Source organism: Paractinoplanes ovalisporus (assembly GCF_016834655.1).
Taxonomy (GTDB): domain Bacteria; phylum Actinomycetota; class Actinomycetes; order Mycobacteriales; family Micromonosporaceae; genus Actinoplanes; species Actinoplanes ovalisporus.
Map to the genome: position 1 here is coordinate 1 of NZ_JAENHP010000003.1, position 23,621 is coordinate 23,621.

A 23,621-nucleotide genomic window follows, 5' to 3' on the forward strand; every position below is an offset into this window, starting at 1 on the left:
CGCATCCACACCGGCGCCGCGGACCTGCCACCAGCCGACTTCGAAACCCTGCACCAACCCAACAAACCCCGCCCTACCAGGACGGAAACCCAACCCATCTAGCCGCTACCAAACCCGGGGCGGTTCATATGTCGCGCGCCGGCGGTGCTCGCCGGTTGTTCGTTTTGCGCGTTGCGTGCGGTGAGTCGTGCGCGTGTGTGTTCGTGCGTTGGTGGTGCTGGCCGGTTGTTCGTTTTGCGCGTTGCGTGCGGTGGGTCGTGCACGTGAGTGTTCGTGCGTCGGTGGAAGTTGCCGGGCGGTCGTTTGCGTGCGGGGCGTCGTGGGCGGGCGTGTCGGTGACGCTCATTGGTTGCTCATTCGCTCAGGGGAGGGTGGGCGACATGGTTGAAGAACACAGGGTGCGCGTTGACGACGGCGTGGAACTGTTCGTCCAGGTGCGCGGCAGTGGAAGTCCGATCGTGCTGCTTCACGGGTTTCCGCAGACCCATCTGATGTGGCGGCACGTGGCTGAGGAGTTGGCCGCCGACCACACGGTGATCTGCCCGGACCTGCGCGGTTACGGGGCGAGCGACAAGCCGGCGGAAGCCTCGCCGGCGACCTACTCCAAGCGCACGATGGCCCGTGACGTCGTGCGTCTGGCCGGCGAGCTGGGGCACGAACGGTTCGCGCTGGCCGGGCATGACCGGGGTGCGCTGGTGGCGATCCGGGCCGGGCTCGACCACCCCGAGCATGTGAGCCACCTGGCGTCGCTCGATGTGCTGCCGACGCTGGACATGTGGGACGTGATGCGCGGCGAGTCGGCGGCGGTCGGCTTTCACCTCTACCTGATGGCGCAACCGCCGGGCCTGCCCGAGCGGATGATCGCCGCCACGGCCGACGAGTTCTTCGGCTACTTCCTCGACCTGTGGACGCGCGACCCGGCCGCGATCCCGCCCGAGGTGCGCGCCGAATACCTGGCCGCCTGCCGGGCCGCGGTGCCGTCGATCGTGGCCGACTACCGGGCGTCGGCCGGCATCGACGTCGAGCACGACCGTCTCGATCGGGCCGCCGGCCGCACCCTGTCCATGCCGGTGACCGTTCTTCAACAGGACTGGGGTGCGCAACTGGGCTTCGACGCCGCCGCTCTCTGGCGTGCGTGGGCGCCGGACCTGAAGCACATTCCGGTCTCGTGCGGCCACTTCATGGCCGAGGAAGCCCCCGGCCTGGTCGCCGGGGCGCTGCGCGACCTGATGGCGCGGGACGCCGAACGCGACCTGGCGGCGCGGCACACCGAACCGGTCGCCCTTCCCTGACAATCCGGACAATTCGGCTAGGGTGGCGGTCATGCGCCGCAGTTCCGCCTTCTTCACGGCCCTGGTTACCGCCACCCTCCCGACCCTGCTGACCCCCGTCGCCGCCGCTCAGGCCTCCCCGCTCCCGGAGGACCGACTCGCCGGCGTCGGCTCACCGGCGTCGTCCGGGCGCGGCACGGCAGTGGCTCCGGCTTCGGCCGGCCCGGTCCGCATCGGCTCCCCAGCCGGCCCGACCGCAGCTCCGTCGCCGTCTCCCACCATGCAGGCGCCGGGCGACACGAGAGGGGCCGGCGGCTACAGCGAACTCCCGACAGCGCCGCAGTCCGTCCTGAACGGCGGCCGCCCCGCCAACGAGACCCCCGGAGGCGCCGCAGGTCCGGTCCCAGCGGGCGCGGCGGACCAGGCTCAGCCGGGTGCCGCAGGTCAGGCTTCCGCCGGAGCCATGACTCAAAGCCCAGCGGGCGGTCCAACTCAAAGCGCCGCCCCGGCCTACGGCGCCGGCGCCGCCCCGACCGGCCGCGTCCAGGAAGGCTCGGCGAGCGGTCGCGCGCCCAACCCGATCGACCTGGTCGGCCTCGACTTCCAGCTGATCAACGCGGCCAGCCACTGGTGCCTCACCTCGGGCATGACCGAACTGCCGTGCGCGACCTCCGACCCGTACCGCTGGCGCTTCCGCCCGGTCGACGTCACCGGCACGTTCGAGATCCTGAACGTGCGCACCAACACCTGCCTGACCATGCCCGGCGGCACCACAACGGACGGCGCCCGGGCCGGCCTGGCCCCCTGCGGCAACGTCGCGTCCCGGCGCTGGGAGTTGCGCGACTCCCTGGGCGAGACCGCCAAGGTCGTCAACACCCGCACCGGCAAGTGCCTCCAGGTCCAGAGCGGCGTGGCCGTCCAGGACTCCTGCGCCGGAACCCACGGAACCCGCCGCTGGACCGTCCGCGTGGTCGGCCTCCCGTTCCCCGGCATGACCGTCCGCCAGCGCTGACATCTGTGCCGAAGTAGTAGACCGGCCGCGGCTCGCCCCACTTCGACGACGCGGAAGCCGGCCCGTACGAACGCCGATCACGAGACCGCGTGGTAGTCGCCGATCGCCGCGACGTAGTGGATCCGCAGTTCCCGCCCGTTGGCCAGTCCTCGGCCGCGGCCCGGACCGGCTCCGAAAGTTCGTCGAACCCGTCGAGGATGACCAGCCCGCCGCGAGAGCGCTGAGCAGCCGGCGCCGGCGCAGTCCGGGCTTGTCGTCGTGTCTCCACCACCCTGGTCGAGAATCTCTTGAGGTCGCTGCTCGCTGTCCACCTGTCGCCGGTGGGGGCGGGCCGGCGGGACCATGCCGCCCGACGACCGTCAGTCTTGCAAGATTTCCTGGCACCCGCGGGGGATGGCGCTGACGCGGGTGGATTCGATGTGATGAGATGCGTCCTTCTCTTCCCGGCCGACGGAGTGGAACGGGTCGCCCATGCGCCGCGCCTTACTTGCCACGCTTGCCGTGGGCGTTCTGCTGCTCACCACCGGACTGGTTGTCTCGCGACCCGAACGACCCCGCACGGCCATCTCGGCCGGAGCGGCGGGGGCGTCCGCCGCCAACGCCGGCCCCCTGACCCCGTACGAGAAAGCAGTTGCCTCTCTTCGGGAACACTCGAAGGCGCTCATCGGTGGGGACGAGCAAGGCTGGCTGGCCGCCGTCGACGGGCCGCTGAAAGCTCGCTACCGCGCCATGTTCCGGTCGCTGCGGGCCCTCGACGTCACGCGCTTCGACTACGCGGCGGGCATCGGTCAGCCGGTCGCGGGCAAGCCCACCTCGGTCTCGTTCCGGGCCGAGGTGTCCTACTGCCTCGGCACCGACATGTGCCCGGACAAGGCGGGCAGCGACTGGCAGAAACCGCCCCGGATCGAGCAGAAGCTCACCCTGCGGCCGGTCGGCGGGCGTTACGTGATCAGCGCCGCGGGGCCGGGACCCAGTGACGACCCGCGAAGGCCGGCGCCGTGGGAGAACGGGGAACTGGTCGCGTTGCGGGGGACCCGGGTCACGTTGTTCGCGGCCCCGGCGCAGCGGCGCTATCTGAGCCAGGTGCTGCCGGTGGCCGAGGCGGCCGCGAAGATCGACGACCGGTTCGCGGCGATGATCGGGACGCCGCAGTCGCGCTACCGGATCTATCTGGCCGGCGAGTCGCAGTGGCGCCGCTGGTACGGCGGTGAGGAGGACGACTGGGCGATCGGCCTGGCCATCCCGCTCAACATGTACGGCATCGACGTGATGCTGCGGATGAAGGAGCTCGAGGACGACCCGGTCATGCTGCGCGTCGCCCTGCAGCACGAGCTCGGCCATGTCGTCACGCTCTCCGGCGCCTACCGGGCCGACGCCGCCGAGGACACCTGGCTGAGCGAGGGCATCGCCGAATACATCGGCTGGTCGCCGGTCAGCGCGGCCCGGAGCCTGCGGCGCGGCAGCGTGCGGTGGCAGCTGAACCGGGAGAAGGCCACCTCGATGATCCCCAAGCAACCGGGGCCGGACGACTCGCCGCGTACGGGCGACGCGTTCTACGGCCTGAGCCACCTCGCGGTCGACTGCATGGCGAAGAAGTACGGCGACACCCGGCTGTTCACCTTCGTGCGCCTGGTGCTGACCCAGGACAACGAGCTGGATCAGGCCTCCCGCGACGCGTACGGGGTCCCGTTCGCCACGGTCGACCGGGCGTGCGTGAGGTGGGTCCGCCGGCAGGTGCTATAGCTGAGGCATGCTGGTTGACTTCGCCGCCGACGTCGCGGCCACACCGATCCAGGTCGAGGCGGCCGCGGTGGCCGCCGAGAAGGACGGGTACGACGGGTTCGGCGCCGCCGAGACCCGGCACGACGTCTTCACCGCCCTCACCCTGGCCGCCCGCGCCACCGAACGCATCACGCTGCAGTCGGCCATCGCGGTCGCGTTCGCGCGCAACCCGATGACCGTGGCCACGCTCGCCAACGACCTTCAGCTGATCAGCGAAGGCCGTTTCCAGCTGGGCCTGGGTTCGCAGGTGCAGGCCCACATCGAGCGCCGTTTCGCGATGCCGTGGGGCAAGCCGGCCGCCCGCATGGAGGAGTTCGTGCGGGCGGTCCGGGCCGTCTGGACGGCGTGGGGCGGCGAGCGGCTGGCGTTCCGGGGCGAGTTCTACCGGCACACACTGATGACCGACTTCTTCAACCCGGGCCCCAACCCGTACGGGAACCCGGAGATCTTTGTCGCCGCGGTGGGCGAGAAGATGACGCGGACCGCGGGACGCGTCGCCGACGGCCTGCTCGTGCATCCGCTGACCAGCGCCGCCTACCTGGCTGAGAAGACCCGCCCGGCGTTGCGGGAGGCCCGCGGCGGCAGCCTCGACGACTTCACGGTCTGCCTGTCGCCCATGGTCGTGCTCGGCGAGGACGAGGCCGCCCGGTCGAAGGCCGAGCAGGCGGTCAAGGGTCAGATCGCCTTCTACGCCTCCACGCCCGCTTATCGAGCGGTGCTCGACATGCACGGCTGGGGTGAACTGGCCGACCGGCTCAACTCCCTGTCGCGCCGGCAGGCCTGGGGTGAGATGACCGCGCTGATCAGCGACGACGTGCTCGATACGTTCGCCGTGGTGGGGGCGCAGGGGGCCCGGGAGCGGTTCGGCAAGCTCGTCGACCGGATCTCGCTCTATACGCCCTACGAGGTCGACCCGGCGCTCAAGGCGGCCGCGGCGAGCTCGTTGTCCAGGGTCGCGACCGAGCCCTGAGCCGCCGCCGCTTCCAGGCCCGGCCGGCCGCCGTAGAGGCTCCAGCGCAGGAACGCCGCGCTGACCGTGGTGAGCGGGGCGCCGGAGATCTGATGGCCGCCCTCGGTGACCGACAGCATGGCCCGTGACCACGGGATCGCCTCGTAGACGGTGCGGGCCGCGTCGTACCGGACCGAGGTGTCCTGGCGGCCGTGCACCATCAGCATGGCCGCGGGCGGGCCGGTGAACGGCGTACCGAGGAAATCGGTTCCGGAGACCAGGATGCCCGCCTTGAGCCGCTGGTCGCGGTGGGCGCTGAACAGGCCGGCGGTGGTGATGCCGCCGCCCGAGTGCCCGGCCGCGGCCAGCCGTGCGGTGTCGAGGCGGCCGCGCAGGGGACCGCTGCCGGAGGTGTTGCGGGCGACGATCTGGGTGAGCACCTCGGACGCGTCCTCGGGCTGGTTGACCAGGTCGTACGCGTTGAACCGGGACGTGCCGGTCGCGGTGTGCGGATAGCGCGGGGCCGCCACCACGAAGCCGGCCAGGGCCCAGCCGGCGAGCAGTTCCGCGTAGTCGTCGGGCTGCGCGTGCAACCCGTGGCTGAACAGCACCACCGGGTAGGGGCCGGGTCCCACCGGATACCAGACCTCGGTCGGCAGGGCCCGGCCGTCGCGCGCGAACGAGAAGTTGTGGCGCGCGACGGTCCGGACGGCGCCCGGCGACTGTCCCGCTTGCGGCACGTACGGCGTCACCGTGCGCGCCACCAGCGTCGAGTTCTTGACCGAGGACAGGACGGTCCGCTCGGCGGCCGACGCCTGTCCCGCCTTCACCGCGAGTCCACCGGCCGCGGCGGCCGACATGCTGAGCAACAGGGTTCGTCTACGCACCGGCCCTACGCTGCCGCAGGTTTCTGTGCGCGGCCTATGGTCAGGCTGTGACCTCGATCGAATCGACCCGGTTCGGATAGAACGCCACGTGGTCCTTGATCTCGGCCACGGCCGGCCGGGGGTTCTCGTAGACCCAGATGGCGTCGACCGCCTTGTCGCCGCCGGACGGGATCGAGTAGTAGCTCGCGTCGCCCTTGTACGGGCAGTAGGTCGTCGTCTCCGTACGTTCCAGCAGCGACTGGTCGACGTCGGTGAGCGGGATGTACGGCACGGCCGGGTAGTTCGCCTCCTGCAGGGAGAGCGCGTTGCGCGTGTCGGCGACCACCTTGCCACCCGCCTTGACCACGATGTGCGCCTCGCTCGGCGTGATCGTGATCGGGTGGTCGGGGCCGGGTTCCAGCACGGGACGATCGGACATGATGTCTCCTCAGGTGTCTGCGGTCTGCTCTCGGATCAATCCGCTCTCGCACACCACCATTCCCGCTGTGCGTGGCGCATACCGCGGGTGCCGCGTCAGCCCTGCCCCGGTATTCGGGACCTATATCCATCCCTACCTCAACCGAACGGTCCAAAGGCCGTGATTGCCGCATGCCGGGCGATGCGGCGTGGTGATCTGACAGGGCACAAATCGGCTCGAGGAAGGGTGAACCATGAAAGCGGCAACGCGGATTCTGACACTCGCCGGACTGAGCCTGATGACGGGCGCGACGCTCGGGGCTGCTCCGGCCATGGCGTCGACATCCGCACCAGACCCAGCGGCCCGCACGGCCACGACCACGGCTGACCAGCCGCGTCGCGACCGTGAATGGACCGTCGGTTACTACGATTCACGGCGCGAATGCGAGTGGATCGGCCGCGTCGGTGAACGTCGCGACCGGTGGGACGACTACGACTGCGACTTCGTCCGGTGGGGTCGTCACCGCGGCGACTGGGAGCTGTCGGTCTCGCGGGACCGTGACTGGCGTGACCGCGACAACGACCGTGACCGCGGCCGTGACCACGACGACGATCGCGGCCCGGGCGACGACGACAACCGTCAGCGCTGAGAACTGAAAGCCAGGCCACACCCGCTCCGGGTGTGGCCTGACGCTATTTTCGATCAATGAGCAATCCCGCCGAAGCCGCCGCCACCTCGCTGGGCCTGGCCGTCAAGCTGCTGAGCCACGGCCCGGTCAGCAGCGTCGAAGAGGCCGCCGCGGCCCAGGGCGTCGAGGTCCGCGACCTGGTGAAGACCCTGGTGGTGCGTCGCGCCGACGACGACTACGTGTTCGTGCTGGTCCCCGGCGACCGGTCGATCTCCTGGCCCAAGCTGCGGGCGCTGCTCGGCGTCAACCGGCTGTCGATGCCCGACGCGGCCACGGCCAAGGCGGCCACCGGCTACGAGCGCGGCACCATCACCCCGTTCGGCTCGGCGCGGGCGTGGCCGGTGATCGCGGATTCCCGTACGGCGGGAAGGACGATCAACCTCGGGGCCGGTGAACGCGGCGTGGGCCTGCAGGTGCCGGCCGACGAGGCGGTGGCGGCGCTCGGCGGCCGGTTCGCTGACGTGACCGAGGCCGTGGGGTAGGTTTCGTCGCGTGACGAGCGAAGCGATCCAGCCCGACGTTCCCCCTTCCGGCACCGGCTGCGTCGAGTGCCTCGACAACGGCGGGTGGTGGTTCCACCTGCGACGCTGCGCCCAGTGCGGGCACATCGGCTGCTGCGACACCTCACCGGCCCAGCACGCCACCGCCCACTGGCGCGAGACCGGCCACCCGGTCATCCAGTCGTTCGAGCCGGGTGAGGACTGGTTCTGGGACTTCTCGACCGAGGAGGCGGCGAACGGCCCGAAGCTGGCGCCCGCCGACAGCCGGCCGTCCGACCAGCCCGTCCCGGGCCCGGCCGGTTCCGTCCCCGACGACTGGCGCACGAAACTCAACCGCTGAGAGCAGGCCACCGGCCGTCCGGTGGCTGTCGTGGCGTGGGCGGGATCCTCGATAGCGTCGTCCGATGAGGATCCTGCACCTGTCGGACACCCATCTGACCGCCGCGCCCGGGCCCAACACCGACGGCATCGACCCGCGGGCGTCGCTGCGCCGCATGCTGGCCGACTGCGACCATCTGACCGGCCTTGACGCCGTGCTGGTGACCGGTGATGTCGCCGACGACGGCAGCGTGGCGGCCTACGAGGCCGTGCGCGAGCTGGTCGGCGGTTTCGCGGCCGGGCGCGGCGTCCCGGTGCTGTGGACGACCGGCAACCACGACGAACGCAAGGCGTTCGCGTCGGTGCTGGGCGACGACCTGGTCGCGGCGACCGGCATCCGGGGTCACCGCGTCATCACCCTCGACACCCTGGTGCCCGGCAAAGCCTACGGGTGGCTCGGCGACGACCAGTTGCAGTGGCTGCGCGGCGAGCTCGCGACCCCGGCGCCCCACGGCACGGTGCTGGCCTTCCACCACCCGCCGATCGCGCTGCCCGGCGTCGAGGTGCAGCACAAGCTGGGCCTGCTCAACCCGGGCGCCCTGGCCGAGGCGATCCGCGGCAGCGACGTCCGCCTGATCCTCACCGGTCATTTCCACCTGCAGCTGTTCGGCCTGCTCGAGTCGGTGCCGGTGTGGGTCACGCCGGGCGTGGTCAACCGCATCGACCTCACCGCGGCGCCCGGAACCGAGCGGGCCGTACGCGGGGCCTCGGCCACCCTGGTCGACCTGAGCACCCCGCAGTCGCCGCTGCTGCACGTGCTGCACGCCCGCGACCCGCACGCCGGCGAGACCGCCCACGAGACGAGCGCCGAGGCGATGTCCGACGTGATCGCCCGGCTAGGGCAGGCCCTAGGCCGCGACGGCTAGCTCATAGACGATCTCGAGGCCGTCCTCGTCGTCCCACTGCTCGCCCACCGGCACGAAGCCGTAGGGCAGGGCCAGGTTGGACGACGCGACGTTGTCGGGGCGGATGCTGGCCCGCACCCGGTTCACGGCCGGTTCCTGCCGGGCCCGGGCCAGCAACGCCTCCAGGGCCGCCCGCGCACAACCCTGTCGCCGGAAGGCCGGATCTATCGCGTAGCCGATCTCGACCATCCCGTCCGCGTCGGGCGGGCCGTGAAAACCGGCACGACCAACGGCCTTTTCCCGTACGGGATCCCAGACGATCCCGGTCGTCCAGGCCTCGCTGCCCGGGTCGTCGAGGGCCTGGCCGAGCCGCATCCGCCAGACGTCCCGGCATTCCGGCCCGGCCAGCCACTCCGAGGCCGGAACCGGGGCGAGCCGGTTGGCAGTGGCGAGGTCGCCGTCGGCGAGCGCCCGGAAGACGGCGGCGTCGAGGTGCACGATGCGGATCACGGGGACCGAGCGTACGCGTCGTCCGTGGTAGAAACCGGTCATGCGCATCGTCTTCGTCGCCGCACCGCTGCAGGGGCATCTGCTGCCGCTGATCCCGCTCGCCGCTGCCTGCCGTGACGCCGGCCACGACGTGGTCCTGGCCAGTGGCGGCTTTCCGCCCGACGTGCTGGGCCTGCGCACGGCCGACATCGGGGCCGGGTTCAGCCTGCCGCGCAGCGCGATGCGGGCGGCGCTCCGTCATCCGCTGGTCGCGCGGGCCGAGATGCGGGGGACGGCCGGGCACGGTTTTGTCGGCGAGCTGTTCGGCCGGGCCAACCAGTCGCTGGTCGGCCCGCTGCTCGCCCTGGCCGGGCGGGAACGCCCCGACCTGATCGTCTACGAGTCGCTGAGCGAGGCCGGGGCCGTGGTCGCGGGCCGGCTCGGCATCCCGTCGGTGCTGCAGGAGAACACGTTGTGGCCGGCCCCGGAGCTGTTCCGGGCGGTGACGACCAGTTCGGCCATGGCCGCGCAGCCCACGCCCGATCCGGAACTGACCCTCGCCGTCACACCCGCGAGCGTGCGACCCGAGCCGATCGGCGGAGCGTTGCCGATGCGCCCGGTGCCCTGGTCGGGCGGCGGTGACGTTCCCGGCTGGCTGCTCGAACCGGGCCCACGGCCCCGGGTTCTGGTCAGCCGCAGCACGCTCGCCGGTCCCAACGACGGCGACCCCGGTCCGGCGGTGGTCGCCGCGGCGGCCGATGTGGACGCCGACTTCGTGCTCGTGCGGCCTGCCGGCAACGGTCAACTTCCTTCCAACGTACGGGCGGTGGACCGTGTGCCGCTGAACGAGGTGTTGCCGTACGCGCAGGGCTTCATCCACCACTCCGGAGCTGGGAGCGTGCTCGGTGGCCTGGCCGCGGGCGTGCCCCAGCTGACCACTCCCGGCGCCGGTGACCGCCGCTTCAACTCGGCCCTGCTCGCGAGGCGGGGCGCCGGCCTGGCCGTCGAGGCGAAGGCCATCACCGCCGCCGACCTGACCCGCCTGGTCACCGACGAGAGCCTGCGCACGGCGGCCCAGGAGGTGGCCGCCGAGATCGCGGCGATGCCCGAGCCGGCGTCGGTGGTGCCGTCACTGGAGGCTCTGATCCGGCGCTGACGGCCGGGTGTGCAGCACGGCCCGGCCCTGTTCGGCCGCGCGCAGGATGTTCTCGCTGACGAAGTCGAGGAACCGGGCGATCTTCTCGAGCCGGTCGGCGGCCGGGGTGTCGGGTCCGAGCACGGTGACGCCCTCACGCGCGGTGGCGATGAGCTGGTCGTTGGCGCGGGCGCTGGCGATGGTGGCCTGATAGAACAGCTCGTCGTCGACGATGTAGCGGTCGCGGCGGCGCTCGTCGCGTTCCCGGCGCACCAGGCTCTGGCTCTCGAGGAAAGCGATGGCCTTCGAGATGGAGGCCGGGCTGACCTGCAGGCGCCGGGCCAGCTGGGCGGCGGTGAGGCTGCCCTCGTCGACGGTGAACAGGCAGGTCAGCACGCGGGCGGTCATCCGCGGCAGGCCCGAGCCGGTGAGGACGGCGGTGAGCGTTTCCTCGTACGCCGCCACGGCCTCCGCGTCACGCCCGTGGGCCGGCGCGGCCGGTTGCGGCCCGCGCGGGGCGGCCGGTTTGCGGCGGCGGGCGCGGTGTTCGGTCGCGTGGTGGGCGAGGTCGGCGCGATACGCGTTGGGGCCGCCGTTGCGCATCACCTCGCGCGTGACCGTCGAGGTGGGACGGTCGAGGCGCCGGGCGATCTCGGCGTAGGGGAGGCTGTCGGCCAGCCCGAGCGCGATCTGCCGGCGTTCCTGCTGGGTGAGTCGGCCTCCCGGCATGGTGCCCTCCTTCGTGTCGCGGCAGCACCACCTTAGCGTTTACGTCAGGTCCATTGCAATGCGCCGTTGCGTTAGATTCACAGCGGATGCAACACTTGTACGCGCTCTAGCTGCTGTTACTGGCGTCCATTGCAACTTTGGTGTTGAAGCCAGGTGGAAAGGCAACGTAGCGTTTCGCACATGGAAAACAACAGCACCTTCGCCACCTCCGCCCCGATCTCCGCCGTCCTGACCGTCCCGGCCGGCCGCATCCAGCTCATCGCCGCCGACCGGGCCGACACCGCGGTCGAGGTCCGGCCGGTCGACGCCGGCAACAACCGCGACGTGCGGTCGGCCGGCGGCACCACGGTCGACTTCGCCGACGGGGTCCTGCGGGTCGCCGCCCCGGCGCACGACAACGCCGGGTCGGTTGAGGTCACCGTCCAGCTGCCCGCCGGTTCCGGCGTCGAGGCCACCTGCGCCGCCACCGAGCTGCGCGGCGTCGGCCGGCTCGGCGACGTGGCCTTCGAGGGCGCCTACCGCCACATCAAGCTCGACGAGGCCGCGAGCGTCCGCCTCACCGCGGTCGACGGCGACGTCGAGGTCGGCCGCCTGCACGGCCCGGCCGAGATCAGCACCAACCGCGGCGACATCCGGATCGGCGAGGCCGTGCGCGGCAAGGTCGTCCTGACCACCCACTCCGGCAGCATCACGATCGCCGCCGCCGCGGGCTCGTCGGCCTCGCTGGACGCCGGCACCTCGTACGGCAAGGTTGCCAACTCCCTGAAGAACGACGGCACGGCCGAGCTCGACATCCACGCCACCACCGCCCACGGCGACATCGTCGCCCGCACCCTCTGAGAGGTTCTGATGACAATTCCGGAATGGACCGGCCTGGTGCCGGTGGACGACACCGCCCTCGCGGTCACCGACTCCGGCGGCGACGGCCTGCCGGTGATCTACCTCAACGGTCAGTTCGCCACCCAGGGTTACTGGCGGCGGGTGCTGGCGGAACTCGGCCCGTCGTGGCGGCACATCACGTTCGACGAGCGGGCCCGCGGCCGCAAGTCGCATCGCTCGGCCGACTACTCGTTCGAGGCGGCCGTCCGGGATGTGGACGCGGTTCTCGCCGCCCGGGGCGTCGAACGGGCGCTGCTGGTGGGCTGGTCCTACGGCGCGGTCGTGGCGGCGCACTGGGCGGCCCGCAACCCGGAGCGGACGGTGGGCGCCGTTCTGGTCGACGGAGCTTTCCCGTACGACTGGCTGGACGAGGCCATGGAGAAGCGGATCCGCACCCTGTTCGGCCGGCTGAGCGTGGTCGCGCCGGTGTTGCGGCTGGCCGGGCTGATGCCCCGCATGACCGCGGCGCAGCAGGCCGAGAGCAACATCGAGCTCGGCCGGCTGTCCCGCACGGACGAGCTGGGCCCGGTGCTGAACCGTCTGGCCGTCCCGACCCGCTACGTCATTGCCTCGGGGGCGTCGTTCGGGAGCCAGGGTGACGAGCAGGAGCGGATCCGGACCGGACTCGACGCGGTGACCGGGAGCAACGCCCACATCCGGGTCAGCGCCAAGGTGTCCAGTAACCACGGCGCGATCCTGCGCAAGGACTTCCGGGCCGTGGCCGGCGCGGTGCGGGAGGTGGCCGCCCTGGACCGCGAGGACGTGGCCTCGTGACGCGGTCGCTGCGGTCAGCGGCGGGTCTGCTGGATCGGGGCCACGCAGGTGTCGCCTCGTGACCAGGGCCAGCGGCGGGGTCGCGGGGCCGGGGCCAGGCAGGTGTCGCCTCGTGACCGGGGTCAACGGCGGATCCGCTGGATCAGGGCCACGCAGGCGAGCACGACCACCGCGGCCGCCAACGAGGCCGGGGTGACGGTCTCGCCCAGCAGCAGGGCCGACCAGAGCAGGGTGAGCACGGGCTGGGCCAGCTGGATCTGGCCCACCCGGGCGATCCCGCCCCGGGCCAGGCCCGCATACCAGGCGAAGAAGCCCAGGAGCATCGAGACCGCGGTCAGGTAGCCGAACGACAGCCAGGCGGCGGGACCGGCCTGCGGCGGGTTCGCGGCGGCCGCGAACAGGGTGATCGGCACGGTCACGGGTAGCGAGACGAGCAGGGCCCAGCAGATCGTGCGGGCGCCGCCCAGGGAACGGGACAGGGCGCCGCCCTCGGCGTAACCGAGGCCGCACAGCACGACCGCGGCCAGCAGGAACAGGTCGGCGGGGGAGAGGGCGCCCCCGGTGGCGCCGGCGGTCACCAGGAACGTCAGGACCGCGGCCAGACCGGCCAGGCCGGCCAGCCAGAACAGCGGCGGCGGGCGCTCGCCGGCCCGCAGCACGGCGAAGACCGCGGTCAGCGCGGGCAGCAGCGTGACGACCACCGCGCCGTGGGCCGAGGTCTGAGTGGTCAGGGCGAGCGAGGTGAACAGCGGGAACCCGACCACCACGCCCAACGCGACGACGACCAGCCGGCGCCCCTGCTCACGGGTCGGCCGGGGCGCGCGGGTGGCGGCCAGGTAGGCCGCGGCCAGGGCGGCCGCACCCACCGCCCGCCCGAACGCCACGAACCACGGATCGAGGTCGTGGACGGCCACCCGGGTCGCGGGCAACGACATGCTGAACGCCAGAACTCCGAGCGCCCCCAGCACGAGCCCGGATCGGCCGGAACCGGGTGGCGTTACCGCCGGGCGCTCGATAGCGCTACTCTCTGCTCTCATGAATGACGGTAACGCAGCCGAACGCGTTATCCAAGATCTGCGCCGGGCGGCCACCGCGGCGGTCGTGGGCTCGCGCCTGCCCTCCGTCCGTGACCTGACGGCTCGCCACCACGCGTCGCCGGTGACCGTGGCGGCGGCGATCCGCGCGCTGGTCCGCGAAGGCGTCGTGGAAGCCCGCCCGGGGCAGGGGACGTACGTCGCCGCGCGCCCCGGTGACCATGCCGACCCCGCCCGGGGCGACCTGTCGTGGCAGACCGTTGCCCTCGGCGCCCGCCGGTCCGGCGAGGAGGAACTTCAGGCGCTGCTCGCGGTGCCGCCGGCCGGGGCCATCGCGCTTTCCGGCGGTTACCTGGATCCCGAACTCCAGCCGTCCGCCGCCCTGGGCGCGGCCCTGGCCCGGGCCGCCCGGCAACCCGGCGCCTGGCTGCGGGGACCGGCTGAAGGTCGCGCCGAACTGCGCGCCTGGTTCGCCCGCGACCTTGGTCTGCGCGCGGACGACATGGTGATCTGCCCCGGCGGCCAGGCCGCGATCTCCACGACGCTGCGGGCGCTGGCCGCTCCGGGTGACACGCTGCTCGTCGAGTCGCCCACCTATCTCGGCGCGCTGGCGGCGGCCCGGGCGGCAGGGCTCGTCGTGGTCCCCGTTCCGGCCGACGCCGAGGGGGTGCGTCCCGATCAGCTGCGGGCGGCGTTCACGCGCACCGGTGCCCGCCTCTTCTACTGCCAGCCCCTGCACGCCAACCCGACCGGCGCCACCCTCGCCGCGCATCGCCGCAGCGAGGTGCTCGACGCCGTACGGGAAGCGGGGTCTTTTCTGATCGAGGACGACTACGCCCGCGATCTGACCATCGACGGCACGGCGCCGCCCCCGCTCGCGGCCGGGGACGCCGACGGTCATGTGGTCTATCTACGCTCCCTGACCAAGCCGGCCGCACCGGGCCTGCGCATCGCGGCCATCGGCGCGCGGGGCCCGGCCGGTGCGCGGTTGCGGGCGGCCCGGCTGCTCGACGATCTGTTCGTCTCCGGCCCGTTGCAGCAGGCCGCGCTCGAACTGGTGACGTCACCGGCCTGGGACCGCCATCGCCGGGCGCTACGCCGGGAGCTGCGGGCCCGGCGCGACGCGTTGCTGGCCGCCCTGCGTCGGCACCTGCCGCTGCACGACGGACCTGTGCCCGACGGCGGCCTGCACTTGTGGGTGCGCCTCGACCCCGACCTCGACGACACCGCAGTGGCCACTGCGGCCGCGGCCCACGGCGTGATCGTTTTCCCCGGCCGTCCGTGGTTCGCGGCCGAGCCGCCCGCGCCCCACTTGCGGCTCACCTACGCCGCGTCCCCGCCCGAGCTGATGGACGAGGCCGTCCAGCGGCTGAAGCGGGCGGTCGAAGCGTCCGCGTCGTCACGCCGAGCGTTGTGAAAGAGGGTGTCCGGGAAAGGGCCGGGCCCTCGTGCTCATCGGCGAGCGGCGGTTCCGGGTCGGTTCCCGAGTGTTGTGAGGAGGGCGTCCGGCATCGGAGCAGCGATTCCGGTCAGCTCCCGATTGTTGTGCGGTACAGCTCGGCGAGACGGGCCAGATAGACCTCCGGCGGGTAGGCCCGGGTGGCCGTCAAGCCTTCGGCGACCACCCTCGTACGCAGATCGTCGTCGTCCAGCATCCGGTCCAGCGCGGCGGCGAGCGCGGGCGCGGTGGGCGCGCAAGTGAACCGGGGCGGGCCGCCACCCGGCCGCGACCCCAGGGCGGGGTCGGCCACCACGACCGGCAGGCCGATCGCCTCGGCTTCGGCCAGCACGAGGCTCTGCGTGTCCGTCGTGGACGCGAACGCGAGCACGTCGGCCGCGCGGTAGTGGATGGCGACCTCCTCGCGCGGAACCGGCGGCAGCACGTCGACGTGGCCGGCGAGCCCGGCGGCGGCGATCCGGCGGGCCAACCCGGCACGGCCCTGCCGGACACCGAGCAGCACCAGCCGGGCGCCGGGCCTGTCGCGGCGCAGCAACCCGAACGCGTCGAGGAGCAGCGCCGGGTTCTTCTCGGCGGTGGCGCGGCCCACCGACAGCACGACATCGCCGCGCCGGCCCGGTTCCCGGGGTTCGGCCGCCTCGACCGGCGTGGGCAGAACACAGATCCGGGGGAGCCCGGCCGCGGTGGCGAACTCCCGGAACCCGGCCGCGGTCTTGTCCGACGGCGCGATCGCCACCGCCATGCGCGCGAACATGCCCTGGCCCAGCACCACCAGCCGGGCCCGCCGGGCCGGGCCCGCCCGCGCCAGCTCCAGGAACTCGGACGGCGTCCAGCCCAGCCGCAGCCGCCACGCGCACCACGACGCGCCGATCGGGATCTCGGGGAACGTGTCCCCGTACGCCACCAGGTCGGTGTGCCACGTGACGACGAGCGGAACCCGCCACCGCTCGGCCATCCGGAACCCGGTCATCCCGATCGGCCCGCACGTGTGCACGTGGACCACGTCGGCCGGCTCGCACCGGAACCAGGGCGAGGCGACGCGCAGCTGCCGCCCGGGGAGGGGCACGGACCGTACGCGTCCCGGCTCGTAGAAATCCACCTCGAACCCGGCCGCCCGCAACAGCCCGACCGTCAGGGCCGCCGACCGGGACACGCCGTCGGGGCGGCCCGCGAAGCTGTCGCAGAAGTGCGCGATTCTCACGGCCGGGTCAGGGCACTCGCGATGGACGTCCGAGCGGATTCCCTCAGGGCCTGGGTGTCGTCGCCCGGGTCGATCGGCGGCAGCACCTCGACGTGGACGTCGACGTGGTCACGCAATACGAGCCCGTGCCGGGGAAGGGCACGCCGCGTGCCGTGGACCGCGATCGGGACGACCGGCACCTGATGGCGTACGGCCAGCTCAAAAGCCCCGTCCTTGAAGGGCAGCAGCTCGCCGTCGGAGGTGCGCCGGCCCTCCGGGAAGATCATGACCGGGGAGCCCGCGGCCAGCAGCCGGTCGCAGTGGTCCATCATCCGGCGCACCGAATCGGCGCTGCCCCGCACCAGCGGCACATAGTCGTTGAGCCGCATGTTCCACCCGATCAGCGGCACCTGGAAGATCTCCTGCTTGGAGACCCACTTGAACGGGCGGAACAGCGCGAACAGCACCAGGATGTCGATCAGCGACGCGTGGTTGGCGACCAGCACCGCCGCGCCGTGCCGGGGTGCCCGGTCGCGACCGGTGACCCGCAGCCGCCACAACGGGTTCACATAGACGTAGAACGACGCCCACGCCGACGAGTAGAGATGCAGCACGACCCGGCGCCGGTCGAACGGCAGCGTCACCAGCCAGACCAGCACGGCGCCGGCGAAGAAGACCACACAACTGACCCCGATGAACGCCCAGTAGGCCACCGAGAAGATCCGCAGCATGGCCGACATCGTAGAGAATGGCGCGGTGATGGACTTTCCACGGCTGATCGGCTCTCTGCCGGGCGCGCCCTGGCTCCCACCGGGGAGCAGCGCCGAGTTCTGGGCCGGCGACGACCTCGACATCCCCCGGCCCACACCGATCGTCCGGCTGCTGGTGACGCGGGGCGGCAAGGAGTTCTATTGCGTGCCCACGGCCAACGGCCTCGACCTTCCGACCCTCTTTCTTGGTACGCCGGAAGGGTGGCGGCTGCCGGTCGACGGCGTGGCCGAGCTGTGCCGGCGGATCCTCGGGGCACCGGCCGAGACACGCTGCATCGGGTACGTCCGCAACATCGTCCCCGAGCCCGACGAGAGCTACACCCTGCCCGTCCCGGTGGTGAACATCCTCGTCTTCACGCCCCGCGACCCCACGCTGGAACCGGTCGCGGGTGACGGGACCTGGGTCACCGAAGCCCCGGACGGACGCCACTGGTGGCCCGTCGTCCGCGAGGCTCTGCTGGGATAGGGCCATGGACCGTTCCCTCGCGCACTGGGCCGAGACCGCGGCTCTGCCTGGGCGGCGCATCACCGCGACCCGCACGCTCACCGGCGGCTACAGCAACGACAACACGCTCCTGACGACCGATGACGGTTCCCGGTACGTGCTGCGCCGCTATCTGAAGGCCAACAAGTGCGCGCTCGAGGAAGCCATCGCCCGGCGGGTCGCGACGGTGGTACCGGTCCCCGAGGTGATCGCCTCGGACCCCACCGGCGAGTCCGCGGGCGAACCCGTGCTGCTGTCGGCGTTCGTGCCCGGGCGCCCGGTCGGCGAGATCCTGGCCGAGACCGACGACCCCGCCCTGGGCCGTGACGTCGGCGCCACCCTCGCCCGCATCGGCAGCATCGAGTTCGACGCCCCCGGTTTCTTCGCCGCCGCCGCTCTGACGCCCGGAGGCGCCCTGGAACCCGACGGCTTCGAACCCGTCGACGGTCTCGACCTGTTCGTCGACCGGTGCCTGCGCGAGGGCAACGCGGCCGGCCACCTCACCGGCGCCGAGCAGGACGCGCTGCGGCGCTACGCCTCCGACGTCGCGCCGGAACTGGCCGCCCTCAAGGGATCCCGGCGTCTGGTCCACTCCGATTTCAACCCCAAGAACCTCCTCGCCACCGAGCACGAGGGCGGCCACCGGCTCAGTGCGGTGCTCGACTGGGAGTACGCGTTCAGCAGCAGCCCCCTGGTCGACATCGGCAACATGCTGCGTGACCCGCGCCCACCGGCCTACCTCGACGGGTTCCTGGCCGGCTTCCGTGACGCGGGCGGCGACCTGCCCCCGAACTGGCGCCGTCTGAGCCAGGGCCTCGACCTGTTCGCCCTGGCCGACTTCCTGACCCGCCCGCCCGCTCACCGCTACTTCCAGCGTTCCGTCACCCGCATCCGCGACCTGCTCGGCGCATAGCACGTATCGCCACGCCGCGATTGACCCGGCCCGCCGCGAGCTGCTGCGATCGGGGGCGTGACCAGGACGTTTCCCGCTGGGTTCCGCTGGGGTGTCGCCGGCGCGGGCCACCAGACCGAAGGCGGCAACCACACCAGCGACACATGGTTCGCCGAACACGTGAGCCCGACCGTCTTCCGCGAGCCGTCCGGCCCGGCCTGTGACGGTTACGCGAGGTGGCGGGAGGACGTCGGCCTCGCCGCCGGGATGGGCCTGACCGCGTACCGGTTCTCGGTCGAGTGGGCCCGGGTCGAGCCGCGCGAGGGCGAGTTCGACGCCGCCGCCCTCGACCACTACGCGGCGATCGCCGGCCGTTGCCGGGAACTCGGTCTGGCCCCGGTCGTCACGTTCAACCACTTCACGGCGCCGCACTGGTTCGCCGGGCGCGCGGGCTGGCTCGACCCCGCGGCGCCGGCGCTGTTCGCCCGCTACTGCGACCGGGTGATGGCCGCGTTCGGCGACCTCATCGAGGTGGCGGTCACGCTCAACGAACCGAACCTGCCGCGCCTTCTCACGTGGATGCCGCTTCCCGATCTCGTACGGGACCTGGAACGCGCGACCCTGGAGGCGGCGAGCCGGGCCGCCGGAGTGCCACGCTACCGCCTCGCCAACGTGGTTCTCCCCGAGGAGCTGGACGCCATGGCCGACGGGCTGACCGCCGGACACGTCGCCGCGCGTGCGGCCATCAAGGCGCGCCGCCCGGACCTGCCGGTCGGGTTCTCGCTGGCCGTGGTCGACGATCAGGTCTCCGGCGACGACCCGAAGGTACGCGACCACAAACGCGATCAGGTCTACGCGCGCTGGCTCGACCTGGCCCGCGACGACGACTTCCTGGGTGTGCAGAACTACGAGCGGATGCGGTACGACGGCAACGGGCTGGTCGAGGGCGCGGGCCTCTACGCCGGGGTCGACGTGGGCTCGCTCGGCGGGGCCGTGCGGTACGCGTACGGGGAAACGGGTGTCCCGATCCTCGTCACCGAGCACGGCATGGCCACCGACGACGACACCCGGCGGGCCGCCTACATCGAGCCGTCGCTGGCCGGGCTGCTCGACGCGATCGACGACGGCGTGCCGGTGCTCGGCTATCTGCACTGGACGCTGATGGACAACTTCGAGTGGGTCTTCGGCTACGGCACCCGCCTCGGGCTGCACAGCGTCGACCGGACGACGTTCGCCCGCACCCCCAAACCGAGCGCGGCGGTCTACTCGGCGGTGGCGCGGGCGAACGGCATCGCCCTCCGCTGAGGCCTCAACGAGAGGCGGACAGGGCAGCCAAGCCGGGGCGGGTCGGGGAACCAGCGGGGGCCGGATCGGGCTCGATGACAAAATCCTCGGGCCAGACCGTCAGCTGCAGGCTCCGGCCGGCCGCGGCCACCACGTCGTGCATGTTGGACGGCTCCAGCGTGTCCAGGCGGAACAGCCGGTCGTCGCGGTGCACCGGATCGGCGCGCAGCCACTCGTCGAACCCGTCGAAGTCGGTCCGGCCGGTCGCCAGGTAGGACACGGCCCGGCGGAACAACTTCGGCCCGATGACGAGCTTCTCCAATGAGGCCTCGTCCGGCACCACCGCGGCGCCGTCGGGGTCGGCCGTCGACCGCGGCCACACGCCCTTGCCGGCCGCCCGCGCCGCCCGCGACGACGCCGCCAGGTGGGCCCGCAGGGTGGTCGGCAGCGTGCCGTAGAACGCCGGGTACGTGTGCCCGTCGGCCAGCAGCGCCGCGTTCACCGACTGGTCGACCAGGGCCTCGTCGACGAACACGGACGACCCGTCCGGCTGGTCGGCCTCGCCCGCGTAGACGAAACCGATCATCCGTCCGTTCGCGTCGATCCCGTTGGACAGCACGTGACCGCGCAGGCTGTCCTGGTCGGCCGAGCGGACCTTGTTGGGCAGGTCGTCGAAGAAGACGACGTTGGTGAACCCGAGCCGGCGCAGCAGCTCGTCGCGGGCCAGGTCGGCGCCCGCGAGCTCCTGATGGGTGTCCTCGAAGTGGGTCTCCAGGGCGTCGACCGCCTCCAGCCGCACGGAGATCCCGCGCCGAGTGATGCCGGGCGGGCGCCCCGACGGCCGGGGCAGCCCCTCGACCAGCCCGGGGGTGTCGGGCCGGAACTTGATCGTGTCGCCGTCGGGCTCCGGGCCTTGGCGTGGGATGTCGGGGTAGCGGATGACGAAGCTTCCGCGCAGCAATGTGTAGCTCATGGCGCCGAACGTAGGCTCGGCGGCGTGGAGCCACTAGGAAACGGTCCCTGATCTGTCCCTGGGCTCGAACGCCAGCCGGGCCCGGATCTGATGGAAGCCGGCCGCCTCCAGATCGGCGATCGTCTCCGTCCGGGTCGACACCACGTCGGCGATCACCTCTTCGGCGCCGCCCTCGGCCAGGGCCCGCAACGAGGCGGCCAGCAACCGTTCGCGGGCTCCCGGGGCGGCGCCGGGCAGCACGCCCAGGTAGACCAGCATGGGCCAGCAGGCGTCGCCCGCCGTGCCGGCCACTCCACCGCCGTCGCTTTCGTCGTCGAGCACATGCCAGGCTGCGGCCGGGCCGGTGACCCAGGGGACCGGGTTGTGGGCGAGGTCGAGGCCGGCCACCGTACGGGCCGTCTCCGAGCCGGTCAGCACGTCGGGCTCCGGGATCCTCGCCACCAGTTCGCCCGCTTCCTCGCCGGTGGCGGCGCGAACTCCGTCCCCAGCGTGCGCTCCGGCGGCTGCGCGAACCCCGCCTCCGGCTGGCGCTCTCTCGGCGGCGGCCGGGGCGGGGCCGGTCCAGCGGAAGCGGTGGCGTTCGACGGTGGGGACCAGGCCGGCGAGACGGGCCGCCTCGGCCACATTCGCGGCGACGGGCAGCACGGCGTAGAACGGGTAGGGCCCGCCGAGCGCCTGGTGGGCCGCCGTGAGCAGCGCGGCGCCGGTCTCGGGGGAGTCGTCGAGGTCGAAGCGCTCCAGCCACGGGTCGCCGACCGAGTCGGGCGGGAGGACCCACGCGGCGCGCGCGACGATGACGCCGTCGCGCAGCGCTACCCACGTACGGGAAAGATCGAAGCCGCCGGAGGCCAGCCCCTCGGCGAAGCCCGGGCCGAGCAGCGGAACCTCGGCCGGAAGCAGATTGCGGCAGACGACGGAACTCATGGAACCTCCAGGGCGCGATGCATGCGCCCCGGAATCAGAACCGCGGAGACGCCGGGCCGCGGAAGGGGCGCAGAACGTGGGACACGATGCGACCTCCTTCCGGGCTCGAACGGCGTACAGGGAGAATTTAGCAGTACGAATCGAGCAGGTTCTGCAGGGCCGTCTTCTCCGCCGACTGCAGGGTCAGATTCCAGTAGTACTTGACCCCGATCCACATGCGGGCGTAGGTGCAGCGGTATGCGGTGCGTGACGGCACCCAGGTCGACGGGTCCTGGTCGCCCTTCGAGGAGTTGACGTTGTCGGTGACCGCGATCAGCTGCGGCCGGGTCAGGTCGTTGGCGAAGCTCTGCCGCTTCGAGGTGGTCCACGAACTGGCGCCGGACCGCCATGCCTCGGCCAGCGGCACCACGTGGTCGATGTCGACGTCGGACGAAGCGCTCCAGGTCACGCCGTCGTAGGGGGAGTACCAGCTGCCCGAGGTGGCCGCGCAGGCCGAGCTGGTGACGACGTTGCTGCCGTCCCGCTTGAGCACTGTCTCGCGGGTGTTGCAGGTGCCGCTGATCGTGATCCAGTGCGGGAAGAGGTCGCGCGAGTAGCCGCTGGCCGAGCCCTGCGTGGCGACGGTGAGCGCGTTGAGCTGCGACTGGGCGGTGGTGGCGGACGGGATGTTGGGCGGGGTGGCCGAGGCCGGCGCGGCGGCGACCAGGCCGACGGTCACCACCCCGGTGACCAGCAGCGAGATCCGTGTGACGAGACGACGCATGACCTGCTCCTATCGACATCCATCAGATAGATGTCGATCAGTGTGCGGGTCGGGGTGGAGCGGCAGTAGATCCCGTTACTGTCCTAAGACGGAACGAATGGCGACGCGCAGGCGACGGGCGGCCTCGGTGAGTTCGGCCGGGGGCAGATGCGAGAAGCTCAGCCGTACGTGGTCGTGGCCGCCCTGCCGATCCACGAAGAACGCGGGTCCCGGTACGAACGAGGTCCCGTGCTGTTCCGCGACCGGCAGCAGGGATTCGGCGTCGACCCCCTCGGGTAGTTTCAGCCAGAGGAACCAGCCGCCGGCCGGCCGGTCGGCGTCCAGGGCGTCGGCGAGGGCGTCGCGGTGCTGCCGGTAGCGGTCGCGGAGCAACTGGACGTGCCGGTCGAACGCGCCCGACCGGCCGAACTCGGCCATGGTGAGCGCGGTGGTGTGATTGACGCCGCCGCCGCTGTGGACGTAGCCGAGGTGGGCCAGCCTGGTCACGATGTCGGGGGTGGCGGTGATCCAGCCCAGTCTCAGGCCTGGTGCAACTGTCTTGGCGAAGGAGCCGAGTCTGATTTGCGTTTTGTCCGTTCTGGGTGGCGGGGTCTCGTAGTAGAGCTCGTTGTACGGGTCGTCCTCGACCAGCGTGACGCCATTGCTGGCGTGGATTTGTCGGATTTCCACGGACAAACTTGCTCCCGTCGGATTGCTGAACGTCGGGACTACGTACAGGAACCGTGGTTGGCGTTTTGTCTGGACAGACCGGACCTCGTCGGGATCGTCGGCATGCACGGGGACGAGCTCGACGCCGAGATCGGTAAGGATCTTGAACGCGTAGTGGTACGTCGGCGAATCCACCATCACGACGTCGCCCGGCCGGGTCAGCACCTGGGTGATCAGCGCGAGCCCGTGCGAGGCGCCGGCGGTCACGAATGTCGCGCCCACTTCGCCGGTCCGCTCGGCGATCCACTCGCGCAGCGGACCCGGGCCGGGCTCATGGCCGTAGGTGAGAGCCTTCCACCCGTACGTCCGCAGGGTGGCCTCGGACGCGGCGGCCCACGCGCCCGTCGGCAGCAGGGACGGCAGCGGATGCCCCCACCCGAGATCGAGGATTCCGTCGCGGTGCTCGAACTGAACGATCGTCACTGAACCAGAATG

General features: G+C 72.0%; 26 protein-coding genes. 15 read left to right on the forward strand and 11 right to left on the reverse strand.

Going from position 1 to position 23,621, the window contains the following annotated elements; all coding sequences use genetic code 11:
* Positions 1–398: 398 nt before the first annotated feature.
* The 4 genes from JIG36_RS10145 (at position 399) to JIG36_RS10160 (ending at position 5,035) form a co-directional block, all read left to right on the forward strand.
* A complete protein-coding gene (locus tag JIG36_RS10145) occupies positions 399–1,292 on the forward strand; it encodes an alpha/beta fold hydrolase (protein WP_307872649.1) in 894 nt (297 codons plus the stop codon).
* 442 nt (positions 1,293–1,734) lie between these two features.
* The gene (locus tag JIG36_RS10150; RefSeq protein ID WP_203375845.1) at positions 1,735–2,283 is read left to right on the forward strand and encodes an RICIN domain-containing protein; all 549 of its coding nucleotides are present in this window, start codon (positions 1,735–1,737) and stop codon (positions 2,281–2,283) included.
* Between the two features lie 471 nt (positions 2,284–2,754).
* Entirely contained in the window at positions 2,755–4,026 is a 1,272-nt protein-coding gene (locus JIG36_RS10155; RefSeq protein ID WP_203375846.1) for a hypothetical protein, read from the forward strand.
* Positions 4,027–4,033: 7 nt separating this feature from the next.
* On the forward strand, positions 4,034–5,035 hold the full coding sequence (locus JIG36_RS10160) for a TIGR03617 family F420-dependent LLM class oxidoreductase (RefSeq protein ID WP_203375847.1): 1,002 nt from the start codon (positions 4,034–4,036) through the stop codon (positions 5,033–5,035).
* Here the strand turns inward: JIG36_RS10160 and JIG36_RS10165 are convergent.
* Positions 4,966–5,901 (reverse strand): alpha/beta hydrolase family protein, encoded by a 936-nt coding sequence (locus JIG36_RS10165; protein WP_203375848.1) that lies wholly within the window; start codon positions 5,899–5,901, stop codon positions 4,966–4,968. The two genes, JIG36_RS10160 and JIG36_RS10165, sit on opposite strands and share 70 nt — an antisense overlap.
* A 40-nt stretch (positions 5,902–5,941) precedes the next feature.
* Positions 5,942–6,319, reverse strand: a complete 378-nt coding sequence (locus JIG36_RS10170) for a DUF427 domain-containing protein (RefSeq protein ID WP_203375849.1) — start codon at positions 6,317–6,319, stop codon at positions 5,942–5,944.
* 232 nt (positions 6,320–6,551) lie between these two features.
* On the opposite strand from JIG36_RS10170, the gene JIG36_RS10175 reads away from it, so the two are divergent.
* The 4 genes from JIG36_RS10175 to JIG36_RS10190 all read left to right on the forward strand — a co-directional run bounded on the left by JIG36_RS10175 (position 6,552) and on the right by JIG36_RS10190 (position 8,730).
* Positions 6,552–6,947, forward strand: coding sequence for a hypothetical protein (locus JIG36_RS10175; RefSeq protein WP_203375850.1), 396 nt, complete (start codon positions 6,552–6,554; stop codon positions 6,945–6,947).
* A 56-nt stretch (positions 6,948–7,003) separates the two neighbouring features.
* Complete coding sequence (locus JIG36_RS10180) at positions 7,004–7,468, forward strand: aminoacyl-tRNA deacylase (protein WP_203375851.1); 465 nt, start codon at positions 7,004–7,006, stop codon at positions 7,466–7,468.
* 10 nt (positions 7,469–7,478) lie between these two features.
* On the forward strand, positions 7,479–7,826 hold the full coding sequence (locus tag JIG36_RS53990; RefSeq protein ID WP_203375852.1) for a UBP-type zinc finger domain-containing protein: 348 nt from the start codon (positions 7,479–7,481) through the stop codon (positions 7,824–7,826).
* A gap of 64 nt (positions 7,827–7,890) precedes the next feature.
* Complete coding sequence (locus tag JIG36_RS10190) at positions 7,891–8,730, forward strand: metallophosphoesterase (RefSeq protein ID WP_203375853.1); 840 nt, start codon at positions 7,891–7,893, stop codon at positions 8,728–8,730.
* On the opposite strand, the gene JIG36_RS10195 is transcribed toward JIG36_RS10190, so the two are convergent.
* Positions 8,713–9,219 carry a GNAT family N-acetyltransferase gene (locus tag JIG36_RS10195; protein WP_307872650.1) on the reverse strand — a complete coding sequence of 169 codons (507 nt, stop codon included), beginning with the start codon at positions 9,217–9,219 and terminating at the stop codon, positions 8,713–8,715. The two genes, JIG36_RS10190 and JIG36_RS10195, sit on opposite strands and share 18 nt — an antisense overlap.
* A 40-nt stretch (positions 9,220–9,259) precedes the next feature.
* Between JIG36_RS10195 and JIG36_RS10200 the strand changes: the two genes are divergently transcribed.
* Positions 9,260–10,354: a glycosyltransferase gene (locus JIG36_RS10200; protein WP_203375855.1), complete on the forward strand. Its 1,095-nt coding sequence runs from the start codon at positions 9,260–9,262 to the stop codon at positions 10,352–10,354.
* Here the strand turns inward: JIG36_RS10200 and JIG36_RS10205 are convergent.
* The gene (locus JIG36_RS10205) at positions 10,328–11,062 is read right to left on the reverse strand and encodes a MarR family transcriptional regulator (RefSeq protein ID WP_203375856.1); all 735 of its coding nucleotides are present in this window, start codon (positions 11,060–11,062) and stop codon (positions 10,328–10,330) included. The two genes, JIG36_RS10200 and JIG36_RS10205, sit on opposite strands and share 27 nt — an antisense overlap.
* Positions 11,063–11,242: 180 nt before the next feature.
* On the opposite strand from JIG36_RS10205, the gene JIG36_RS10210 reads away from it, so the two are divergent.
* Entirely contained in the window at positions 11,243–11,902 is a 660-nt protein-coding gene (locus tag JIG36_RS10210) for a DUF4097 family beta strand repeat-containing protein (RefSeq protein WP_203375857.1), read from the forward strand.
* Between the two features lie 9 nt (positions 11,903–11,911).
* Positions 11,912–12,715 carry an alpha/beta hydrolase gene (locus JIG36_RS10215; protein WP_203375858.1) on the forward strand — a complete coding sequence of 268 codons (804 nt, stop codon included), beginning with the start codon at positions 11,912–11,914 and terminating at the stop codon, positions 12,713–12,715.
* Between the two features lie 122 nt (positions 12,716–12,837).
* On the opposite strand, the gene JIG36_RS10220 is transcribed toward JIG36_RS10215, so the two are convergent.
* Positions 12,838–13,752: a DMT family transporter gene (locus JIG36_RS10220; protein WP_203375859.1), complete on the reverse strand. Its 915-nt coding sequence runs from the start codon at positions 13,750–13,752 to the stop codon at positions 12,838–12,840.
* Here JIG36_RS10220 and JIG36_RS10225 point away from each other — a divergent pair.
* Positions 13,751–15,166, forward strand: coding sequence for an aminotransferase-like domain-containing protein (locus JIG36_RS10225; RefSeq protein ID WP_203375860.1), 1,416 nt, complete (start codon positions 13,751–13,753; stop codon positions 15,164–15,166). The genes JIG36_RS10220 and JIG36_RS10225 overlap by 2 nt on opposite strands.
* Before the next feature lie 112 nt (positions 15,167–15,278).
* Here JIG36_RS10225 and JIG36_RS10230 read toward each other — a convergent pair whose 3' ends face one another.
* Positions 15,279–16,409, reverse strand: a complete 1,131-nt coding sequence (locus JIG36_RS10230; protein ID WP_203375861.1) for a glycosyltransferase — start codon at positions 16,407–16,409, stop codon at positions 15,279–15,281.
* Positions 16,406–17,119, reverse strand: coding sequence for a lysophospholipid acyltransferase family protein (locus JIG36_RS10235; RefSeq protein ID WP_203375862.1), 714 nt, complete (start codon positions 17,117–17,119; stop codon positions 16,406–16,408). The genes JIG36_RS10230 and JIG36_RS10235 overlap by 4 nt, the downstream gene beginning before the upstream one ends.
* Here JIG36_RS10235 and JIG36_RS10240 point away from each other — a divergent pair.
* The 3 genes from JIG36_RS10240 to JIG36_RS53995 are packed head-to-tail and all read left to right on the forward strand — an operon-like array spanning position 17,118 to position 19,839.
* Positions 17,118–17,624 (forward strand): hypothetical protein, encoded by a 507-nt coding sequence (locus JIG36_RS10240; protein ID WP_203375863.1) that lies wholly within the window; start codon positions 17,118–17,120, stop codon positions 17,622–17,624. The two genes, JIG36_RS10235 and JIG36_RS10240, sit on opposite strands and share 2 nt — an antisense overlap.
* 4 nt (positions 17,625–17,628) lie before the next feature.
* On the forward strand, positions 17,629–18,555 hold the full coding sequence (locus JIG36_RS10245; protein WP_203375864.1) for a phosphotransferase family protein: 927 nt from the start codon (positions 17,629–17,631) through the stop codon (positions 18,553–18,555).
* Positions 18,556–18,612: 57 nt separating this feature from the next.
* Positions 18,613–19,839: a family 1 glycosylhydrolase gene (locus tag JIG36_RS53995; RefSeq protein WP_203375865.1), complete on the forward strand. Its 1,227-nt coding sequence runs from the start codon at positions 18,613–18,615 to the stop codon at positions 19,837–19,839.
* 4 nt (positions 19,840–19,843) lie between these two features.
* On the opposite strand, the gene JIG36_RS10255 is transcribed toward JIG36_RS53995, so the two are convergent.
* The 4 genes from JIG36_RS10255 to JIG36_RS10270 form a co-directional block, all read right to left on the reverse strand.
* On the reverse strand, positions 19,844–20,791 hold the full coding sequence (locus JIG36_RS10255; RefSeq protein ID WP_203375866.1) for a hypothetical protein: 948 nt from the start codon (positions 20,789–20,791) through the stop codon (positions 19,844–19,846).
* Between the two features lie 33 nt (positions 20,792–20,824).
* Entirely contained in the window at positions 20,825–21,715 is an 891-nt protein-coding gene (locus tag JIG36_RS10260) for an acetyltransferase (RefSeq protein ID WP_203375867.1), read from the reverse strand.
* 127 nt (positions 21,716–21,842) lie between these two features.
* Positions 21,843–22,478: an HNH endonuclease family protein gene (locus JIG36_RS10265; protein ID WP_203375868.1), complete on the reverse strand. Its 636-nt coding sequence runs from the start codon at positions 22,476–22,478 to the stop codon at positions 21,843–21,845.
* Positions 22,479–22,553: 75 nt separating this feature from the next.
* Entirely contained in the window at positions 22,554–23,609 is a 1,056-nt protein-coding gene (locus JIG36_RS10270; RefSeq protein WP_203375869.1) for an aminotransferase-like domain-containing protein, read from the reverse strand.
* Positions 23,610–23,621: the final 12 nt, after the last annotated feature.

What these genes read in the sequence shown, in the direction of transcription:
- JIG36_RS10155 (WP_203375846.1), top strand. Translation starts at nt 2,755, where the DNA reads ATGCGCCGCGCCTTACTTGCCACGCTTGCCGTGGGCGTTCTGCTGCTC.
- JIG36_RS10240 (WP_203375863.1), top strand. Translation starts at nt 17,118, where the DNA reads ATGGCCGACATCGTAGAGAATGGCGCGGTGATGGACTTTCCACGGCTG.
- JIG36_RS10190 (WP_203375853.1), top strand. Translation starts at nt 7,891, where the DNA reads ATGAGGATCCTGCACCTGTCGGACACCCATCTGACCGCCGCGCCCGGG.
- JIG36_RS10175 (WP_203375850.1), top strand. Translation starts at nt 6,552, where the DNA reads ATGAAAGCGGCAACGCGGATTCTGACACTCGCCGGACTGAGCCTGATG.
- JIG36_RS10215 (WP_203375858.1), top strand. Translation starts at nt 11,912, where the DNA reads ATGACAATTCCGGAATGGACCGGCCTGGTGCCGGTGGACGACACCGCC.
- JIG36_RS10235 (WP_203375862.1), bottom strand. Translation starts at nt 17,119, where the DNA reads ATGCTGCGGATCTTCTCGGTGGCCTACTGGGCGTTCATCGGGGTCAGT.
- JIG36_RS10180 (WP_203375851.1), top strand. Translation starts at nt 7,004, where the DNA reads ATGAGCAATCCCGCCGAAGCCGCCGCCACCTCGCTGGGCCTGGCCGTC.
- JIG36_RS10200 (WP_203375855.1), top strand. Translation starts at nt 9,260, where the DNA reads ATGCGCATCGTCTTCGTCGCCGCACCGCTGCAGGGGCATCTGCTGCCG.
- JIG36_RS10260 (WP_203375867.1), bottom strand. Translation starts at nt 21,715, where the DNA reads ATGAGTTCCGTCGTCTGCCGCAATCTGCTTCCGGCCGAGGTTCCGCTG.
- JIG36_RS10220 (WP_203375859.1), bottom strand. Translation starts at nt 13,752, where the DNA reads ATGAGAGCAGAGAGTAGCGCTATCGAGCGCCCGGCGGTAACGCCACCC.
- JIG36_RS10265 (WP_203375868.1), bottom strand. Translation starts at nt 22,478, where the DNA reads ATGCGTCGTCTCGTCACACGGATCTCGCTGCTGGTCACCGGGGTGGTG.
- JIG36_RS10160 (WP_203375847.1), top strand. Translation starts at nt 4,034, where the DNA reads ATGCTGGTTGACTTCGCCGCCGACGTCGCGGCCACACCGATCCAGGTC.
- JIG36_RS10170 (WP_203375849.1), bottom strand. Translation starts at nt 6,319, where the DNA reads ATGTCCGATCGTCCCGTGCTGGAACCCGGCCCCGACCACCCGATCACG.
- JIG36_RS10210 (WP_203375857.1), top strand. Translation starts at nt 11,243, where the DNA reads ATGGAAAACAACAGCACCTTCGCCACCTCCGCCCCGATCTCCGCCGTC.
- JIG36_RS10225 (WP_203375860.1), top strand. Translation starts at nt 13,751, where the DNA reads ATGAATGACGGTAACGCAGCCGAACGCGTTATCCAAGATCTGCGCCGG.
- JIG36_RS10205 (WP_203375856.1), bottom strand. Translation starts at nt 11,062, where the DNA reads ATGCCGGGAGGCCGACTCACCCAGCAGGAACGCCGGCAGATCGCGCTC.
- JIG36_RS10255 (WP_203375866.1), bottom strand. Translation starts at nt 20,791, where the DNA reads ATGAGCTACACATTGCTGCGCGGAAGCTTCGTCATCCGCTACCCCGAC.
- JIG36_RS10245 (WP_203375864.1), top strand. Translation starts at nt 17,629, where the DNA reads ATGGACCGTTCCCTCGCGCACTGGGCCGAGACCGCGGCTCTGCCTGGG.
- JIG36_RS10150 (WP_203375845.1), top strand. Translation starts at nt 1,735, where the DNA reads ATGACTCAAAGCCCAGCGGGCGGTCCAACTCAAAGCGCCGCCCCGGCC.